Origin of the sequence: Leptospira biflexa serovar Patoc strain 'Patoc 1 (Paris)', assembly GCF_000017685.1 — a bacterium.
GTDB classification, from domain to species: domain Bacteria; phylum Spirochaetota; class Leptospiria; order Leptospirales; family Leptospiraceae; genus Leptospira_A; species Leptospira_A biflexa.
This window is the reverse complement of sequence record NC_010602.1, coordinates 2,437,915-2,456,935: the sequence shown is the minus strand read 5'-3', so window position 1 is coordinate 2,456,935 and position 19,021 is coordinate 2,437,915. Positions and strand designations below refer to the sequence as shown.

Genomic DNA, 19,021 nt, shown 5'->3' with positions numbered 1-19,021 from the left:
AACAAAATGGTGTTGCAGACCGACTAAAGAGTAGGTATACAATGACCATGACAAAACTGTTTCGAACCATCATCCTATTTTCCCTAATGACTACTCTATTTACCAATTGTGGGTACAACCATATCCAAGAGTTGGATGAGGAAGTCACTGCCTCTTGGGCAGAAGTTCTCAACCAATACAAAAGAAGGGCTGACTTAGTTCCCAATTTAGTTTCTGCCGTCAAAGGATTTGCCAACCAAGAAAAAGACATCATGAAAGGAATTGCAGAAGCAAGAGCCAAAATTGGATCCATCCAAGCAACTCCAGAACTCGTTAACAATCCTGAAAGTTTAAAACAATTTGACCAAGCACAAGGCCAACTTGGATCCGCATTGTCAAGATTACTCATGATCCAGGAAAACTACCCACAACTCAAGTCGGACCAACATTTTTCTGATTTAATGGCCCAATTGGAAGGTACAGAAAACCGAATCACTGTGGCAAGAAATCGTTTCATCAAAGCCACAAAAGAGTTCAATGTATACATTCGAAAGTTCCCAGCTGTGCTCACTGCAAAGGCATTTGGATATGAAGCAAAAGCAACGTTTACAGTGGAAGACCAAAAGACCATTGAAAACGCACCAAAAGTAGAATTTTAAATATAAATTTCTGATCCAAAGTGAGTGGGTAAGTAGACCCACCAAACATGGCTTACATGAAAGTCCATGGAACTATTTTTCTTAAGGATGGCAAAACCAAGAATGGAAACCGGCAAACAATTGCCGGTTTTTTTATTTAGAATTGGAAGTAGAGAAAGGGACTCGATACAGTCACACTGTAAATGATAAAGGAAGTCACGTAGAGTAAAATACAAGTTGGGATGAGGAAATACAAATTGTCCGTGATGATGGCAAATCGGTCCTCCTTTTTATCCTGCATGATATCAACAAAAAACAAAAAACCCACAAGCACGACCAAACTGAAACTCATCTGAGGGAATTGACCACTCGCACCAGTAAAAGCCCTTTCTAACATGATGTTTGTGATCCCCATACCAGTTGGTACTTCTTGTGTTGCTTTCGCACGAAAGAAAAAACATGACAAAACAAAAACTCCGACTGGATACAAAGGTTGTAAATACCGTGGCACTCGATTCCACGCGTTTCGCATGGTTTCAAATTTAAACACAAATTTTTCTACCACCATCATTGTCGAGTGGAGGGTTCCCCAAAGTACAAAGGTCCAATCGGCCCCATGCCAAATGCCCGAAACAAAAGTAGTGATAAAAAGATTCACATACGCTAACACCTCACCCCGGCGGTTTCCACCTAGGGTGATGTAAACATAATCACGTAACCACGAGCTAAAGGAAATATGCCACCGCCTCCAGAGTTCACTGAGTGTTCCCGAAAGAAAAGGACGATCAAAGTTTTTTGGAATTTGAAATCCAAGGATCCTTGCGGTTCCAATGGCGATATCAGAGTACCCAGAAAAATCACAGTAAATCTGCACAGCAAATAATATGGCTGCGATCCACATACCTATCCAATTGTATTCAGTGGGACTGGCGTAAATGGGATCAATCACATAGGAAACAGGGTCGGCGATAAATGTTTTTTTAAAGATTCCCCAAAAGAGTTGTTTCAAACCTTGTTTTAGATTTTCCTTTGTAAAGTCTTTGGAATCCAAAAACTGATGTAAAACATCACTGGCACGAAGGATTGGTCCTGCCACAAGTTGTGGGAAAAAAGATAAAAATAATCCAAAATGGAAAATGGATTTGGCTCTTACTACAACTCCTTTATAAACATCAACTGCATAGGAGACTGCTTGTAAGGTAAAAAAACTAATCCCCATTGGGAGGAGGATTCCCGATTTTTGTACAAATTCTGGATCACATGCAGTGAAGGAAAACGTTTGGTTCCAAACCGTAATCGTAAAATCCAAATACTTAAATACAAATAATAAACTTAAATTACTCCAAACGGCAACATTCAGCCAAAAGATTTTTTTGGATTTTGAATTTGTTTCTTCCATGTAATCGACTGCAAGTTTTGTGATCACAAAAGAAAAAACGAGTAATATTAGAAATGGTATGCGAAAGATCGCATAGAAATACAAACTAACAGCAAATAACCACAAACCTTGGAATCGTTTGGGGATTAAAAAATATATAAAGATAACAATTGGAGCAAAAATTAAATAATGTACGGAATTAAAAAGCATTTGGTTTTTTTTCCTTCAAAGCGGAACGAATGGATTCAGCTGCCCAAAGATTTCCTAATTTCGTTAGGTGGCCATCTCCAGGTATGTAATAGTCTTGGATCCCTGCTTTTTTTGTTTTTCCATGAATTGTAAATTCGCGACCACACATTGTATTTGTATAAGGTAAAATTTCTAAGGTTTTCACAGATTTTGAATCCAGATACTTTTTCGCCCTAAGCGCATAATTGCCTAAAGGATTGTATTTTCCCAATTGGCGACAATACACTTCCTCGATCTGCATGGGTAAAATGACAGGAATGAACTCAAAGCCTTTTTCTTTCGCAAATTGGATCATGAGATCATAAGCTCTCGTTGTGGTTTCGGGAAGTGGTTCCAAGTCATTTGGATTGATTGGCGTATCGGAACATTGAATCTGTAAATTGGGGATAGGAGTTGGACAGACAAAGTGTTCCGTATCTTCACATTGTATTTTTTTGACAGGAACAAAAAATGCATCGTGCAAATACTCTAATGGAGCTTTGGCGATTTGTTCAGAATCCATTTGTAAAATGTATTTTGTTTGCGCCCATTTCACTTTCGTTTGTTCATAAGCAAGTTTTAATGCTTGTAAAAGGTAGGAAACACGCGTCAGTTCAAATTGAATACGAAATTTGTTTTTCCATTCCAGGTCATTTTCATGGAGAGCATCATTTTCATCATCGGGTAAAATCCCTTGTGCTCGTAATTCGTTTGGCATCGTAAAGTCATTGGGAGAGATAAAAAATAAGACCTTTTTAATTTTGTCAATTTTCCCAGACAGGTCTTTCAATCGTTTGTAAGACCCAAGGGATCCGTATGCATCCACACCAAAATTCAAACTTTGGTAGGTGGTGCCGTTCTCCTCATACCCATCTAATATCGAACAAAAGGTATCTTCGTCAGAAACACCAAATCCCATCACGAGACTATCTCCCAAACAAACAAGTTTCGGTAGGTTTGGATTCGGTTCGTTTTGTCCTCTGAGTCCAAAGGAATTGGTAGTGAATTGTCCTTGCCAAAGGTCAGCATAATGGCGGACAAATCGTCGTTCGTTGGGAGCAAGTGTCACACCATACTCAGGATGGTAGGCATGTAAAAGTTTGACATCGCGGTAATAACGAAGAGCAGGCGGATTGGCAAGACGGAAGATCACTTCCAAGGATAAAATAACGAACGGGAAAAATAGGACAATGGCTCCCCATCGTTTCCAGTTTTGGACCATATCCTTCTAAACTTTAGAAAAGGGGATAGGAATCAAGCATTTCTATTTGTGTTTCTGGTAGTCGTCCGCAATGGCTTCTGCAAAAATTTCCGCTAAATCACGATCGGGATGTCCGTCGTTCGGGATATAGATTTTTTTTCCTTTTGCAAACTGGTCTTCCGTTTTTATTCGAAGGTCTAGGTTTCTGATCCCATGTTTTTGAAAGAATTCGTTGGCCCGATCATAATTGGGATCATTCGTATCGGGTAGGCCATTCGGAGCCATTCCCCAAGAGAATAACACCGTCAATCGTTCTTTGTTCTGCATTCCTTTCGTGAAGAATTGGTTTAAGTTGGTGTATGTGATGTGGGAATTTGGATACAAATACGGAACCCCATTTGTATATACATTGGATTTTGGGGAAGGAATTAAGTATTGATAGAGTAGTAGGTTTCTTGTAAGATAAAAATGTAGGGGATAGATGATTTTTTTGAATCCAGTTTTTTCTCTTTCATCATCAATGAAATCCGATGGGTTCCATATCCAATAGACATGAGTGGGTAGGTCTTCTTGTTTCGTATTCTCGTAGGAATGAAGATACAAAGATAAAATGCCATTTGTACCGATGGCATCAACAGCAAGGACTCTCACTTTCAATTTGAATTTGTTTTCCAAAACAAAAGCGATGGTCTCTTTTGTTGGCAATCCATAACCCATCGACATTGAATCACCGATTAACCATACTTTGGTGGGGCTATTGAGGAATTGTGTTTTGGATAAAATCCTTTCTCGAGTGTTATTGGTTAAAATGTCCCAAGACTTTCCATCGGCCCGAGTGAAAACCTCGTCCACATCTGGACATAACCGAATTTCACTGAAACCCTTTAGACAATGGATGTTTTTGTAACGAATTTCTTCTGCAGGTTTGGTTGTCAGAAAACGAAGGGTTACTTCTCCCAAAAAGAGAAGTAACAACAAACAAAAGAATGTGTCGATTAAGTATCTAAAGTATTTTTTCAATGAGAAGATAAAAGAAAGATAAGTTTCCTATATAAAGGATCATCACAAGAAAACCAATCGCAATCTGGAATACATATGCGGAATAAGAGAATCCTTGGTATGCAAGGTAAGCCGTGATTCCTAAAATCATTTCAGGTAAAAGCACATAATAAGCGACATGTCCCCACATCTTTACATTTTGCGCATACCAGGAACCTAAAATCCACATGGTGGCTTCGGAAGTTCCAAAAATTATTAAACTGACGAGTCCCACCCAAATCCCTGTGCCAATGATTGAAACGGATCGTTCTTCTAATTTGATCCCTGTGTAAACACAGATAAATAATGGTATGACCCAAAGCCCCGCCATATAACCAGCAACAGTGCCAATTTTTAAAAATCCATCCTCAGGAAAAACTAATGTCTGTAATACGGCTGATAAAAACCAATCTGGAAATACCATAAAGACCGATAAGGGGACTAAAAATTTCCAAATCCGATAAGGTGTGTGCCAATGGAAAAATATACAAATGGCTACGAAACTGACATGGAAGAAGGCGGTGAGACTCACTATCTTCACTCCCGCTTCAAGGGGAGAGTAAAAGAACACGATTCCCGAAAGGATGCTAAATACAAAAAAGTACAAAGCGAGTAAAAATTCTTCAGCAAGGAACTTAGGTTTCATCGCTTCGAATTGGAAAAGATTCGAAAGGTTTGGCAAGTCGAAACTTTGTTTGGCGGTGAGAATTTTGTAAGTTTTCTGTGAGTAGGGATCTAAAATTCCAGAAAATGGTCTTGGGAGATACTGGGTTCGAACCAGTGACCTCTACCATGTCAAGGTAGCGCTCTAACCAACTGAGCTAATCCCCCAAGGTAAAACCACTTCACCAGAGTCTAGTCCACCGTAAAGTACGATTTCTGAATCGATTCCAAACGGAAAAATCCTCACTGAATCGGTCACATAGACTTTTTGGATCCGAAGTTGCATTGATGAGAACGATCAAATTGTCTTTGGCTCTCGATAGGGCCACATAGAGAATCCTCCTTTCCTCCTCCGTATCTACTAAATTTTGGTCTTCACTCCAGCCTTTGCTTAGGTCGACTAGGACAGTTTTGAATTCCAAACCTTTGGCACTGTGGATGGTCATCACTTGTGAGAGAGGAACTCCCGCTTGGATCCACTCCGCTTTTCGAAAATTGCTCCGAGTGAGTATCACCAAATTGGGATCAAGTGACTGGAATTGTTTCCATAAAGATTTTAGTTGGGGTTCCTTTTTGAAACTTCGTTCTAAATGGAAAAATCCTTTTTCATGTCTGTGAGAGATCGTTTGTTTTGGGATTTTTTCTTTGTTTTGATGGATTGGTAATAAACTTTTTTGAATGATTTTATGAGTGGAGCGGTAGTTAGTTGAAAGTTTAAATTGAACAGCATTTGGAAAATGGATTGGGAATTCTAAAAAAGGTTTGGGTGTGGCCCCTCTGAACCCATAGATAGCTTGCCAATCATCTCCTACAACTGTGATTCGATCAAATTCCATTTGTTTGATGATTTCCAATTGGATTTCATCAGTATCTTGGAATTCGTCAATGATGAGAGACTTCCATTTTTTTTTGATAAGAGATGAATGATTCGAATGTAAAAACTCTAAAAAATTTTGGATTAAATCATCGAATTCAAAATAATGATTTTTTTCCTTCCAATGATGAAAACTTGATCGAAAAGAAACATAAATCTCTTCCGAAATGGATTTGAAATAGGCGCCATCTTTTTTTAATAAAATGGAAAAGGGAATCCCGCCGATCAAATCTCTGTAAGGAGATAACAAATATTTTGTGATTTCCCATTTTTTTGATTCTCCGAGTAGTTTGTAATTTTTCCAGTTTTTATTTCGGTCAAATTGTTTTAAGGAATCGTAACAAAACGAATGAAAGGTGGAAATGTGATAGGAATTGGAAAGACTTTTTTTTTGACATCTTTCCTTAAATTCATGTGTGGCTTTTTTCGTAAATGTGACAACAAGAGTCTCTTCGGGAAGGATGGTTTCGTTTTTTTCTCTTCTTTCCAAAAGACCAATCATAGTCGCAGTTTTTCCAGAGCCAGCACCAGCAATGACTTGGATGACAGGCTCTGTGCTATGAATGATTTTCGATTGTTCTTCACTCCACATACATTGGTAAGGTGGAGGATTGTATCTTTGGTTCTTTAAAAATTACATTTTAAACACAGCCGTATCTTCATCTTCCTCTTCTTTGAGGTCATAATAACCATAAATAAAATTGGAACTGGCTCGAACTTCCAGTGCGTAAAAATGTTCGGAGATCCTCCCTGATTTTGTCACTTCGAGTTTGTATTCTTCGGCTAAGAATTTCATTTTATCCATGGATATTTTTTCATTGATTTTGGGACCAAAACCTGATTCGGTTTTTGACCAATCGATGATAAATAACCGTCCGCCCGCCTTCATCGAACGAATGAGTCCGTCCATCGCAAGTCCTGGGTTTGGAAAAGTAGACAAAGATAAAGAAGCAAAAATGATTTCTGGCACGGGTACCCATTCGGGTAGGAGCGGGTGGTCGGATTGGTCCATGTAAAATGGTGTGAGTTGTTCAATCCCTTCCATGAGTTTGCGACGGAGGATTCGATCAATGATCTCTTGTTGGCATTCCGCAGCCCAAATCCAAACATGAGGAAACCATTTGCGAAAGTCCTGGAAATAAAATCCAAGTCCACTCCCAAAATCAACTAAATTGGTAAGTCCTTTCCAATTGAAAAATGCATACACATCCTCCGGAGGACAAACCTCTCTTCTGTGGCTTGATAACAGATATTCCTGGTAAGTTTGGGAACGGTAGTATTCCGTTTCGGACATAATGACAATTCTTCCAGAAAAGAGAGGAAAGTACAAACGAAAAATTCAATTCGAGGGAGAGAACCACCGAAAATCTAAGTATGAAGTTCTCGATTCACCTCTTCACGGTTGTACTGCTACTTTCTTACTTCCCGGTATGGGCAGACTCCGGATTTGAGGAAAGTCGTTATCCATCGATTGCCAAAGCAATCCATGCCAGTTTATTGCCGGATAAAAAATCGATCCGCATTGATTGGGATTCACCCAAACAAGAGGGAGAAATCATCGTTGCCAGATCAAATGTTTTGATCGATAGCCCGGATAAACTTTACATTGCAGATTCACTTGGCCGTTATAAAGCTTCCGGTCCCAATGCCACACGTGTTTACTTTGATTATAATTTAAAGCCAGGAACCTATTATTACGCAGTTGTGATGGTGTCGGATGTTCGAAAACGGGAAGTCAAACTCTTTGCCAATCAAAACTTTACCATCATTCCTGTAACCATTGCAGAAGAAAATGGAACACCTGTTGTGGGACAAAATCCAGATTTTCCAGCCTTTCCACAAGATACGAATATCCAATCAATGGTTGGTGGAGTTTCTGGCATCACTGCGAATATTGAAAAAAGATTCATTCGACTGAATTGGACTCCACCGGCGGGAGCCATTGCGGGAAGGACAATTTATACAATTTACCGTTCGAATTCTCCACTCACAAGTCTTCCATTGATGCAAAAAGCTGAAAAACTTTCGGAACTCACTCACCCAACAAATTCTTTTTTAGACCAAGACTTAAGTAAATCGCAAACTCTCTATTATGGAGTTTCTGTGAAACAATTAGGAGGAGAGGAATCTCTTCCTTTAGAGGATAAAAAATCAACTCTGCGAGTTTTTTATGTCAAACAAACGGATAAAACAAATGCCGAGGTGATTGTCGAAGAGAGTCCTAAAAAAGATAACCCAGAAGTTGCCTCCAATGAACCAACTCCAAATTTATCAGGTGCCTTGCATGTTCGAGGGCTTGGTTACGAACGAGTCGGTAAGGGAGCCGTGATTAGTTGGCTCAGTCCTGAAGCAGCAGATGAAAGTACTATCTATACTCTTTACGCTTCCGTCAAACCCTTGAACCAAGGCGCTTCTTCCTTTAACCAAGGTACGGTGGTGAAAGTAGCAACCGTTGTCCATCCTAAAACTAATTTTTTTATCAAAGAATTAAAAGAGATTGATGATTTGTATTTTGGAGTGACTGCCAAATCAAGTTCTGTTCCTGAAGATTATAATTTAAAAGAAAATGTATCTTACTTTAAGTATGATTTTACGAAGGACAACCTTCCTAAAGAAGAAGAAAACATTGTAGCGGAATCAAAACCGAAAAAAGATCCAGAAAAACCAGAAATTTATAAAAATGAACATGTTGTCACTCCTACAGAAATCGCTCCTCCTAAGGAAAACTTAGAACCTGTAAATGATTTCAAACAAGAAACTTCTGCAACTGTTACTTATGATTTAGGTCAGACAGAACTCAATCGTATCATTAAAGAAACTGTCATCCAAAAGAAATTTGAAACCGCAGTATATCGATTAGAAGAATATTTAAAGTATGAAACAAATTCTTACTTAAGAGGGAAAGCGATGTTTTTCCTGGGTGTGAGTGCTTTAAAAACTGGTGATACCAAAAAGGCTTTAAAGTGTTTTTTGAAAAAGGAAACCAAATCCTATTCTCCGTCAAGAGTTGAATTTTGGACGAATCAAACCCTGAGTCAAGCGGGTAGAGGTAATTTATGAGTCGAGTGATCGTTTCCTTAGCAGGTTTGTTATTCATTGTAGCTGGCCTATCCACTGCCTATTACCAAACCAATATTTCTGCGAAAGAAGACCAATCTCAATTGGTTTTGGAAAGAATTGCAGAAGGAGAAGAGTATTTAAAACAAACCAACTCACATAGCAAAGAAAAGGCGATTGCTATTTTTTCTGAGTTAGCGGGAAAACGTGGTTTGGAAAAATTCGAGTTTCAAATCAAATACAACCAAGCAAGAGCACTTGAAAAAAATTCAGATTTTTACCCTGCACTTGATATATACAAAGATCTTAAAAAAAACTCAAATTGGAAACCGGAAGAAAAAGATAAACTCAGTTATTCTCTTGGAAATTTACTCTTAAAAATTGGAAATGAATCCGAAGGGAAAGCGCACTTAGAGTCTGTATTACAATCCAGTTCCGATAATAAACTTAGATCAAAGTCATTTATGGCTTTAGGTGATCATTATTATAAAATCGCTCAGTATGAAACTGCCCGTAAGAATTATGTATTGGCCTTACAAGAAGATCCAAACCATACAGAATCTCGAATTGGTTGGGGAAGGACATTACGTAAGTTAGGAAAAGATTGGGCTTCATTTGATGTTTTTGATGAATACATTGAAACACAAGATGGACTTGCGGGTGCTGATGAAAAAGTAGTCGGTGAGTATAAAGATTCAGTTTTCAAAGATGCAAAAGAGAGTTTTACCAAAAAACAATATTTTAAGTCGATTGAACTATTTCAAAAGTCGTTATCAGTGAATCCAAGTCCCAAAAAAGAGGAAGAAGCATTATATTACATAGCTCTCTCTTACGATGCTTTAGGGAAACAAACCGAATCTCTTACTTATATCAATAAAGTTTTGAATAACAGTGATTATTCCCTCGACCAAGCATCTCTTTACAAAAAGGGAACAATTTATTTCAGACAAGGGAAATTTGAAAAAGCAGCAGGTATCTTTCAGACGATTGTAGACAAATACCCTAAAAACCAGATTACCGACAAGGCGATTGCATGGAAAAAAGAATCACTAGATCAGTTCACTGACCACAATGATTTAGATGATTCGGATGTATCGTCAGATTCTAATTCTAACAAACCCAATTCGTTTTCACAGAAACCAGAATCGGGGAATGATTTAGAATTTTAGTTGGTTTCCATTAGAAACTCATTCGTGTGGGTATTGTAAAGAGCTTCCTCTAATCCGAAAGTTTTATAAATTTCCGGTACAATATCAGCTAACGAATGTATATTTTCTGCGAAGCGGTCAGCATCCTTTCCATACAGGATGGTGGCCGCCGGGTTTTCCGTGTGATTCTTTTGACTAAGGTCTTCCATATTGCCATGATCACTTGAGACAATGAGTAAATCCTTTGTTGGGTCAATGGTTGTCAAAAGTCCTTTAAAAAATGATTCTAAGTTTTGAATCACTTTCTCTGCTTTTTCCCAATCCATTGCGTGTCCCACTTTATCCGTTATAAAATATTCATACAAACTAAGTTGGTAATGAGAAAATCGATCAAAACATTTGGTTCCTAAAAGATACGGATCTCTTCGTTCTAGGAGTGGGTCTCCCTCTTTTAACATATCAATTCCAAGAGTGCCCATGATTTCGTGTGTGAGGTCCATATAAAGGCCACGTTCCTCACGAAGGTCTTCAAAATTTTTTAAGGGCCTGCCACTTGCCAATTGCACAAGTGTGGACGCAGATACCAGCTTTGGTTTTTCTTCCACATGTTTCAGGTAAGGTGGAGAAAAACAGTTTAAAAAATCACAGAGGATTCCGTGTTCACTTAAAACTTTGATGAGTGAGTATTTTGCGATGATTTTTCGTAAGGTGATTGTCGGAAATCCACTGACGTGGCGGCCAAGGACTTTTGGACCAGGAACACCCGTCCAGAGTGCTGTTTGGCCTGTTGCGGATTGGGGAAGGCCTGGCACACCCATGTGAGCATCTGTTTTTAGGTAATGGATTTCTCTTGGATTTATGGGTAGATCGATATCGGATTTGGAAACACCACCTACAGGTGCTAAAAATCCTTTGGCAAAACGGCTAAAGGGATTGGTTTTTGGGTCATAATCGGTGATCCCAACACCATCCAAAAATACATAAAAAATCATTCCTTTCCTTAGACCGATTGGTTTTTGCCTAGTGACAACCCGATAATAAGAATGATGAAACGAAATTTCGGAAACCTGTCTATTCTTTTTGGTCTCCTTTCCGTTTCCTTACTGGTGACATTGATTTTGTATGGTTACTTTGTCTGGATTCAGCCGATCCAAAAAAAAACCAATTTGATCACAGCCTTAGAAAGGTATGATGAAAACAGAACAAAAGAGTATTTAAATACAATTGAGTACTATTTCCGAGCTTCCGAATTACCATACCGGGCAAAAAATGTTACCACTCAAATCCAGAAGGCCTTACAATTAGAATATGTCAGACTCTATGATGATTCCTTAAGGCTCATTCATAGTACAAATGAAACCCCAGAAATTTTTCAAGAAGAACTGAGACAAGATCCATCTGGATTATTGGAAGGCAGGATAAAGGTATTATCTAACGGGAATTATGTGTATCGTGATATCACAGGTAAATTCTTTTTGGTATTTCCGAAATTTACTTATGCACCAAGTTTCATTCAAAATCCAAATTTAGAATACGGATATTTATTTTGGGTCTTCCAACCTAATGCTCAAAAAATTATCTATACTAATGATGAATCCATTCTATCCGGGGATCGCGAAAGTAAAGAATTATTGGGACTTTTCCAAGGTAAGGAAGGAGAGGAGATCACTTGGCAATTGGATGGTGAATTTTCAAAATTACTCTTAGAAAAAAAAGATCAATTTTCTATTTATTTACTCAAACAAACTGATACTGAAATTGAAGAAATTCGGTTTGGTTGTTTTATTTTGTTTTTATTAACCTTTACTGGATTATTTTACATTCGTTTTGTTTGGATGGTTGTACATTCAGATGGTTTTCATTTCAAAAAACGGATTGTCATCCCAATCATCGTTTACTTGATCCTCCTTGTTTTTTATCAAAAAAGTTGGGAGTTATTCCCTGACTATCGATATTATAAACCTTGGACAAAACATCGTTTAGAACAAATTGATAAAACGTTAATCGGCCTAGAAAAAAATATAAAATCTAATTATCAAAGTGATGCGAATGGATTTGGAATCAATGAAGCCATTCTTTCTGAATTGTATGAATGGAAAATGGGAGAAACTGATCGAAACATCCAAAATCGTTTTGGAACCGAAATTTTCCAAATTCTAAAAAAAATGAAAGAAAATCCGAAATCCATTTTAATCGAATCTGAAATGGATTTAGTCTATCTTATCCCAATCCAAAATCAGAATCATACTTTGGGAACAGTGTTGTTAACGGTCCTCAATCCTAATTTATTATATGCTAAAAAAGAAAAAGACAAGGATGAGTTTTATTTTCCATTTGTGGATGTAAAATTGTCAGACAATCAAAGTAAGGAACAAGTATTATTTAACCCGCGACATTGGAACGGAACCCATCTTTCTAAATTGAGGCATACCGATTCTAAAAAAGAATCAGTTGGGTTTTTACATCATAAGTTCCATTCTTACTATTTGGATAAAGAGAAAGGAAAACCAGGAATTGTGTCAGGATTATCTGTATATCGTTACTCTGCCTTTCCACCATACTTGTTAAGTTTTGGTTTTGTGTTTATTGGTCCATGGGTTCTACTTGTTTTATGGGCAAATCTAAAACGAAAGTGGGTAACAACATCCATGTTAGGGGAATCCCTTTTGGATCATGCGGAGTTTCACGAATCGGAAGTATTGATAAAAAAAAGTGAAAATACAAAAGAAGGAATTGAAACTAAAACAGAACCCATTATAAAGAATCAAATTCCTGTGAAAAAAACGAGTTTTAAAATTTTACCACCTGCTGCTTGGAAACGTGTTGCCGTTTTGGATGCAGTCCAAAAAAAACGAGAAACGATTTTTAATCCAGAGTTAGAAAGACTTGTTTCCAATGTGACAAAACGTGAAGAAACACTTCCAACAAAACAATTTTTAATTCCTGAAAATACCTTCGCTGCCATTCCAGAAGAAAAACGATTCGAATACAGTTTACTTGATAAAATCTACCGAGAGAATGAAATCTCTTATGATGGAATCGTTGGTTATACAAAAAATTTCATTTCCAGATTAGGTTCACCTCGATTTTCTTATTTGTTTTTGAATGATTCACTTGGTTCGTTTCATAATCAAATCTCTTCTGGCCTTGACTATAACACTCGTTCGAATCTGATTTTTTTACACCATGATCCTTATCTCAAATTTGATGAAACTGGATTTGCTACTTTGGAAATGGATGAAAATGTCCGTCTAGATCGTTTCATTTCCAAGAAGTTTTCTTGGGAAATTTTGTTACAAACGGAATCTATCATTGCATTTCAAATGGAAACCCTTGGTTTTCCTGGAATTTTTCTTGTACTTTTAAATAAAGAAGAAAGAAACAAATTTTTGGATTCGCACAAACGAATGATCCAAGAGAAATTGAAACAAGTAATTCCTGCATTACACGTGCTCGTGGAAAAGGAAGAAAGGAAACCTGAGTTTTTGAAAGATAGTTTGTCCTGGATGATTCGTTCTTTCATGCAAGCTACTTTTGGTGGCAAACGTTCTGTTTTTGTACTACGAATCCACTGGCCAGAATTTCATCCATCACCTGAATGGGAACGAAGCAAAAAACACTTTATTGATTCGATCCAATCTTATTTGGAAAGTAAAGATCGGTTGATTGAAACCTCACCAAATTTAATGTTAATTGTCTCGGCGAAAGATTTGTATTTAAATGTGGTTCAAAAACTACAAGAATTGCCATTCTCGCATGAACTCAAATCGATGAAATTTCCAGAAGATGGACAAAACTATTATTTATATTTCTAAATTCTTTTTTGTTTATTTGGTATCTGCCAGTTTTTTGTTTGCAGGCGGAAGTAAAAAAAAAGAAGAAACCAGCGCCTTAAAAAAACAAATTTATGGTTTGCACAAAGTTGATGAAGAAACAAGTTCCATTCCTTATTTGGAACGTTATTTAGAGCTGAGTCAAAACGAACTGTATTTTAAGTTATTGTATGCAAAAGCACTTTTGTATCGAAACGATTTGTCAGTTCCAAAACCAAATGAGCCTGCCGAAGATCGAATTAATAAAGCAAAAATCATTCAAAAAAACTATAATTTAGCTTCTAAACTTTTCCAAGAAAATGTTTTACATTTGGAGAAAGTGAGGCCAAGGGATCCGAATTTAGGTCGTTGGTATTATCTTTGGGCATTTAGCGAATGGTTTTCGGATAACAAAGAAAAGTCGATCAAACTATTTTTGAAAGCAGTGAAACTGGATTATCGATTAACGGAGTCCTATTATAATGTGGCATCATTATATGAATCGCTCGGTCAATGGAAGGATGCGAGTTTGTATTGGCGAAAATATGAAAAAGCCGAAAAGGAATTGGAAGAAGAAGACTAATGGCAAAAATAGACAAACGATTTCAGATTTTACTTTCTGAAGAAGAACAAATTTTGTTAAAGAACGAAGCCACACGAAGGGGGATTTCACAAGGAGAACTGATTCGTTTGGCGTTAAAAAATGAAATCATCCAAAAATCGGAATTACTCAGAAGGAAGGCGATCCAGAATCTCACGGAGATCCTTCCTTGAAAGTATATTTATCTTCCAATTTTTTATATTCTCTCATTCATTCCGAAGGAAAAGAAAACATTAAGAACTTACTTCTGGATTCCATCGATTCCAATACTCGATTTTATACATCAACCTATACAATTCATCTGTTATTTTCCAAATTAGGTACCATCGACACCGAAAAAAAAACTATGATCCTAAGGAATGTTGAAGATTTGGTTGATTCCATTTTTGATCTATCAATGGAAGAGATTCGGTCAGACTTATTACTGGGTGAAGGGCTTGGTTTAGAGCAAGTGATCGCCCTCAACCAAGGAATGGATTTATTTTACCAAAATTCAAAAGAGGATATGGTGATGCACCACCTGCTAAAGGTCAGAAATTTCTTTGGGGAAACTAAATGAAATTGGGGCAGAAAGTGGGCTTCTTTGGTCTTTCGAATCCCATTCATTCAAATAACGGTTGTAAGCTGAAATTCTAAAGTAATAGGTGAGACCCGGTTGGAATAATAGCCCTCTTTTTTCTTTTTTGGAGATGTCCACTTGGTCTGCCAAATTTCTGTCAGAGGGAGACTCTAGTTGCCCTTCTGGAATGTAAATATTTGTCACTAATGTGTCTTCATCTACACAAAAACGTTTGTTGCGAAATCCACTACCTTCTTCATTACCATCAATTTTTTTCAGTTGGTGTTCTTTGTCTTTTTTTACGAAAACGGAACCAACCATTCGATTGGGAAGTAAACCATAATGGATGATATAACCTCCACCGTTCTGAACTTCCTTTTCGTGATTGGAATTCCAGAGAAAACAAACCATTTTGTTTTTGGATGTGTTTGGATCCAATCGAAAAAGAGTAGGGACATCGGGTGGAGATTGTTCGATATAATCAAAGCTAAGTGTTTGTAAATTGGGAACTGTTCTTCCCGTTGGATCAGGCCGAAACCAAACCTTCCATTGGTAATACTTAAATCGATGTTTGGGTAAATCGTTCGTGAAGGAATGAACTCTTGTCCAAGCGAGAGAACTTGATTCATTGAATTTTTGATTGGAACCACGAAAGTACAATGTAATCATCGTATCCTTGGGTTCATCAATTTTCCATTGGATTTGTTGTAAGGTAGAATTACTATATTTAGTTTCTAAGATAGGAGAGATGGCAGTGCTTCCCTCCATATAACCAATTTTTGTATCATCGTCATATCGAACAGATTCAAATTTGGTATAAGAGATTTCAGGTTCGCCTTTATGAATATGGAAACCATCTAAATTTCCGTAATAGGATTTTCCAAGAATGAGTGGTGTAGAATCATTTTCTGGAAATCCAAAACCAATGGTATCTGCTTGTTTATTTTCATACTCTGCCGTTTCGATTCCATTTTGATATAGCACATAACGATGATTTAGCGTATCAAAATATATGGAGATTACTTCCCAGGTCTTTCGTTTGATTTTTACAGGGGACTCTAATACAAAACTAACAGTTCTAAATTCTGTTTTTTGTAATAAGTGATTCACGTAAAGAGTTGGTTTTCCATCGTTTAACTCGAGTGAAATGCCGTATTTTTTACCTTTCACATAAACGGTGCGGTCCAAAATGACAGAACTTGCTCCTTGTTCCCCAATGTATAAGGGAATGGAAATGCTAAACGGATCTGGGTGGGTGCCAAAAAGCGAATTTCCAGAGACGGAAAGGTGGATTTGATTCCTTCTACCCGAAAAGTATGCGGATTTTTTTCCAAAAAAATGAGTGTTACGATCCTCTAAATAAGAAGAAGAAACAACGGATATGGATTTGGAAGGGAAGGGAATTCCTGATTCGGAAAGGTATGGTTCACTTGGTTCCCCTTCAAAATCAAAAAACAATTCTCCTGTATTGGGAGTATTTTCCTTGGGTTTGAGGGTATTTTTTTTACCAGGTTCTTTGTGCTCTACGACGCCAATTTTTTTCCAAAGGCTAAGGTTGAGGGTTTCCTTTTTGGGAACTTCCCATGATAAAAGAGAGGAGCCACCAAAAAGGAAACAAAGAGAGATTAAGACTGTTCTTCGATAAGACCCAATCGTTTTTGGTGGCGTCCACCTTCGAAATCTGTTTCGATCCATTTTTTCACAATTCTCAGAGCTAAATCCGTTCCAAGAACTCTTCCCCCTAAAACCAACACATTGGCATTGTTATGGCGTCTCGACATTTCTGCCGTAAACTCATCATGGCAAAGGGCCGCTCGAATGCCTTTCATTCGGTTCGCCGCAATGGAAGCTCCAATGCCCGTTCCGCAGAGAGCGATGAGTCGTGGGACTTCATTTGAGAGTACCTTTCGGCAGGCATCTCCAATGATGGTTGGGTAGTCGACGGACTCTTCGCTCTTAGTACCGTAATCGACCATTTCATACGTTTCCTCGAGACTTTTCCTGAGGAATTCTTTCAGAGCAAATCCTCCATGATCAGTGGCGATTCCAATTTTTTCTTTCATTCGGATTTTTCCTTTCTTAGTTTTAGGGCTTCGGTGTATGACGCATAACTTTCCACGGAGAGGGAGAGCAAAAATTTATCCCTTTCTCGGAGCATACTTCCATAATATCCAGTCAATAAGTCTAGATACCGTTCTCGTTTGGAAATGTGATTTTTTTCTGATAGGTATTCTAAAGTGAGCGAAAAAATCTCTTGTTTGATCTCATTTCGTGATTCTAACCATTGTTTAGCGAGTCCTATTTCACTTGGTGTGAGAGGGTATGGCCGATTATCAGTAAGTAAAATCCTCCATTCCGATAGGAAAAAAGATTCTTCCAATTGGAATCCAGAGAGTAGGGAGGGTTTTAGCATCTCTGCTAAATTTGAATCTGAATCTGTGGTTTGGATATTTTCTCGGATACAATCCAGAGAAGAGAGTCGTAATTCCGCTGATTCCCTTCCATAAGCTGCCATTTTGGCCCGGTCCAAATTTTGTACATCAGGACTTATGGCTTTGGGTGGGATCTCCGTTTTTAAGACCATATAACATTTGTTCGCAACTTCCCAAGCAAAGTTACCTTCTGGGATCCAAACAGAATGAGAATGAATCCCTGTGACAATTAAGCCAATTAGGAATGGAAACGATGGTTTAACCATTGGACCTTTCAAATTCTTTCATAAATGAAATGAGAGCATCCACACCTTCTTCTGGCATCGCATTGTAGATACTGGCTCTAAACCCACCTACTTCTCTATATCCTTTCAAACCAGCAAATCCTTGTTCTTCGGCAAGAGACAAAAATTTTGAATCCAAACCATCATTATGGCTACGGAAGACAACATTCATTGCGGAACGGAATGGTACAGGTACTGGTGCATAAAAAAGAGAGGAAGAATCAATGGCATCATACAATTTTTTTGCCTTTCTTTCGTTTGTTTCCTCCATCACCGCTAATCCACCTTTCCGTTTTAGGTATTTAAAAACCAAACCCGCAATGTAGATTGAGTAAGTGGGAGGTGTATTGTAAAGAGATCCATTTTTTTCCATCAAAGCAAAGTTCATCAAATTGGGAATGGGATGGGAAACCTCGGGTAATTTTTCCTTATCATAAATCACAAGAGTTAGGCCTGAGGGGCCTATGTTTTTTTGAGCCCCAGCAAAAATCACTGAAAAATCTTCGATCGGTAGCTTCCGACTGAGAAGTTCACTTGTCATATCAGCAATCAGTGGCGCTTTTTTTAGTTTCGGAAATGTTTTGTACCTTGTTCCATAAATGGTGTTATTGGAAGTGATGTACATATATTTGGCTCCATCGTTGACTGATTCATCAGTGATGGTGGGAAGTTCCATATACTTGGAATCTGCTCCATTAAAAATTGATTTTACATTGGGATAGAATTTTTTTGCTTCTTCAAAGGCTTTCTTTGCCCAAACGCCTGTTAGGGCAAAGTCACAAGAATCTCCAGATGATAAATAATTAAAAGGGATGGCAGAAAATTGTAATGTGGCTCCACCAGGGAAATAAACTACCGCATAACGAGATGGTAAATTTAAAAGTTCCCGAAGGTCTGAGATGGATTCGTCCAAAATGGATTGGAAATGTTTTTCTCTGTGGCTCATTTCCATGACAGACATACCAGTTCCCCTAAAATTGAGGAACTCACTCTTCGCTTCCTCCATGACCTCGGTGGGTAACATGGCGGGACCTGCATTAAAATTGTAGATTCTGTGTGTAAACGTAGGCATTCTCCCACAGAATTTTAAAATCTCCCCCCTGGTAAATAGATTTTTATTCGAAAACTT

General features: G+C 37.9%; 18 protein-coding genes and 1 tRNA gene. 7 read left to right on the top strand and 12 right to left on the bottom strand.

What is annotated here, in order from left to right; all coding sequences use genetic code 11:
* Positions 1-47: 47 nt before the first annotated feature.
* Positions 48-638, top strand: a complete 591-nt coding sequence (locus LEPBI_RS11775; protein WP_041770032.1) for a LemA family protein — start codon at positions 48-50, stop codon at positions 636-638.
* Positions 639-774: 136 nt separating this feature from the next.
* On the opposite strand, the gene LEPBI_RS11770 is transcribed toward LEPBI_RS11775, so the two are convergent.
* The 7 genes from LEPBI_RS11770 to LEPBI_RS11740 all read right to left on the bottom strand — a co-directional run bounded on the left by LEPBI_RS11770 (position 775) and on the right by LEPBI_RS11740 (position 7,293).
* Complete coding sequence (locus LEPBI_RS11770; protein WP_012389337.1) at positions 775-2,205, bottom strand: MBOAT family O-acyltransferase; 1,431 nt, start codon at positions 2,203-2,205, stop codon at positions 775-777.
* Positions 2,195-3,445: an LA_2490 family SGNH/GDSL-type esterase gene (locus tag LEPBI_RS11765; protein WP_012389336.1), complete on the bottom strand. Its 1,251-nt coding sequence runs from the start codon at positions 3,443-3,445 to the stop codon at positions 2,195-2,197. Before LEPBI_RS11765 ends, LEPBI_RS11770 begins: the two co-directional genes overlap by 11 nt.
* 42 nt (positions 3,446-3,487) lie before the next feature.
* Entirely contained in the window at positions 3,488-4,399 is a 912-nt protein-coding gene (locus tag LEPBI_RS11760; protein ID WP_226992762.1) for a hypothetical protein, read from the bottom strand.
* A gap of 28 nt (positions 4,400-4,427) precedes the next feature.
* Entirely contained in the window at positions 4,428-5,108 is a 681-nt protein-coding gene (locus LEPBI_RS11755) for a DUF6989 domain-containing protein (protein ID WP_012476352.1), read from the bottom strand.
* A gap of 111 nt (positions 5,109-5,219) precedes the next feature.
* Positions 5,220-5,293 (bottom strand) — tRNA-Val (locus LEPBI_RS11750).
* Between the two features lie 14 nt (positions 5,294-5,307).
* Positions 5,308-6,591: a UvrD-helicase domain-containing protein gene (locus tag LEPBI_RS11745; protein WP_012389333.1), complete on the bottom strand. Its 1,284-nt coding sequence runs from the start codon at positions 6,589-6,591 to the stop codon at positions 5,308-5,310.
* Positions 6,592-6,633: 42 nt separating this feature from the next.
* Positions 6,634-7,293 carry a class I SAM-dependent methyltransferase gene (locus tag LEPBI_RS11740; protein ID WP_012476351.1) on the bottom strand — a complete coding sequence of 220 codons (660 nt, stop codon included), beginning with the start codon at positions 7,291-7,293 and terminating at the stop codon, positions 6,634-6,636.
* 80 nt (positions 7,294-7,373) lie between these two features.
* On the opposite strand from LEPBI_RS11740, the gene LEPBI_RS11735 reads away from it, so the two are divergent.
* Entirely contained in the window at positions 7,374-9,059 is a 1,686-nt protein-coding gene (locus tag LEPBI_RS11735; RefSeq protein ID WP_012389331.1) for a tetratricopeptide repeat protein, read from the top strand.
* Positions 9,056-10,225, top strand: a complete 1,170-nt coding sequence (locus tag LEPBI_RS11730; protein WP_012389330.1) for a tetratricopeptide repeat protein — start codon at positions 9,056-9,058, stop codon at positions 10,223-10,225. The genes LEPBI_RS11735 and LEPBI_RS11730 overlap by 4 nt, the downstream gene beginning before the upstream one ends.
* Here the strand turns inward: LEPBI_RS11730 and LEPBI_RS11725 are convergent.
* On the bottom strand, positions 10,222-11,196 hold the full coding sequence (locus tag LEPBI_RS11725; protein ID WP_012389329.1) for an alkaline phosphatase family protein: 975 nt from the start codon (positions 11,194-11,196) through the stop codon (positions 10,222-10,224). The genes LEPBI_RS11730 and LEPBI_RS11725 overlap by 4 nt on opposite strands.
* Positions 11,197-11,247: 51 nt before the next feature.
* Here LEPBI_RS11725 and LEPBI_RS11720 point away from each other — a divergent pair, with 51 nt between their 5' ends.
* Genes LEPBI_RS11720 through LEPBI_RS11705 form a run of 4 tightly spaced genes read left to right on the top strand, consistent with a single transcriptional unit; the run spans position 11,248 to position 15,176 of the window.
* A complete protein-coding gene (locus LEPBI_RS11720) occupies positions 11,248-14,019 on the top strand; it encodes a hypothetical protein (protein WP_012476350.1) in 2,772 nt (923 codons plus the stop codon).
* Positions 13,991-14,599, top strand: a complete 609-nt coding sequence (locus LEPBI_RS11715; protein WP_012476349.1) for a hypothetical protein — start codon at positions 13,991-13,993, stop codon at positions 14,597-14,599. Before LEPBI_RS11720 ends, LEPBI_RS11715 begins: the two co-directional genes overlap by 29 nt.
* Complete coding sequence (locus tag LEPBI_RS11710; RefSeq protein ID WP_012389326.1) at positions 14,599-14,790, top strand: ribbon-helix-helix domain-containing protein; 192 nt, start codon at positions 14,599-14,601, stop codon at positions 14,788-14,790. Before LEPBI_RS11715 ends, LEPBI_RS11710 begins: the two co-directional genes overlap by 1 nt.
* Positions 14,787-15,176 (top strand): hypothetical protein, encoded by a 390-nt coding sequence (locus LEPBI_RS11705; protein ID WP_012389325.1) that lies wholly within the window; start codon positions 14,787-14,789, stop codon positions 15,174-15,176. The genes LEPBI_RS11710 and LEPBI_RS11705 overlap by 4 nt, the downstream gene beginning before the upstream one ends.
* Here the strand turns inward: LEPBI_RS11705 and LEPBI_RS11700 are convergent.
* The 4 genes from LEPBI_RS11700 to serC are packed head-to-tail and all read right to left on the bottom strand — an operon-like array spanning position 15,141 to position 18,964.
* Positions 15,141-16,871 (bottom strand): hypothetical protein, encoded by a 1,731-nt coding sequence (locus tag LEPBI_RS11700; protein ID WP_012476348.1) that lies wholly within the window; start codon positions 16,869-16,871, stop codon positions 15,141-15,143. The two genes, LEPBI_RS11705 and LEPBI_RS11700, sit on opposite strands and share 36 nt — an antisense overlap.
* A complete protein-coding gene (gene rpiB / locus LEPBI_RS11695; protein WP_012389323.1) occupies positions 16,802-17,239 on the bottom strand; it encodes a ribose 5-phosphate isomerase B in 438 nt (145 codons plus the stop codon). Before rpiB ends, LEPBI_RS11700 begins: the two co-directional genes overlap by 70 nt.
* Positions 17,236-17,874: a hypothetical protein gene (locus LEPBI_RS11690; protein ID WP_012389322.1), complete on the bottom strand. Its 639-nt coding sequence runs from the start codon at positions 17,872-17,874 to the stop codon at positions 17,236-17,238. Before LEPBI_RS11690 ends, rpiB begins: the two co-directional genes overlap by 4 nt.
* The gene (gene serC / locus LEPBI_RS11685; protein ID WP_012389321.1) at positions 17,867-18,964 is read right to left on the bottom strand and encodes a 3-phosphoserine/phosphohydroxythreonine transaminase; all 1,098 of its coding nucleotides are present in this window, start codon (positions 18,962-18,964) and stop codon (positions 17,867-17,869) included. Before serC ends, LEPBI_RS11690 begins: the two co-directional genes overlap by 8 nt.
* Between the last annotated feature and the right edge of the window lie 57 nt (positions 18,965-19,021).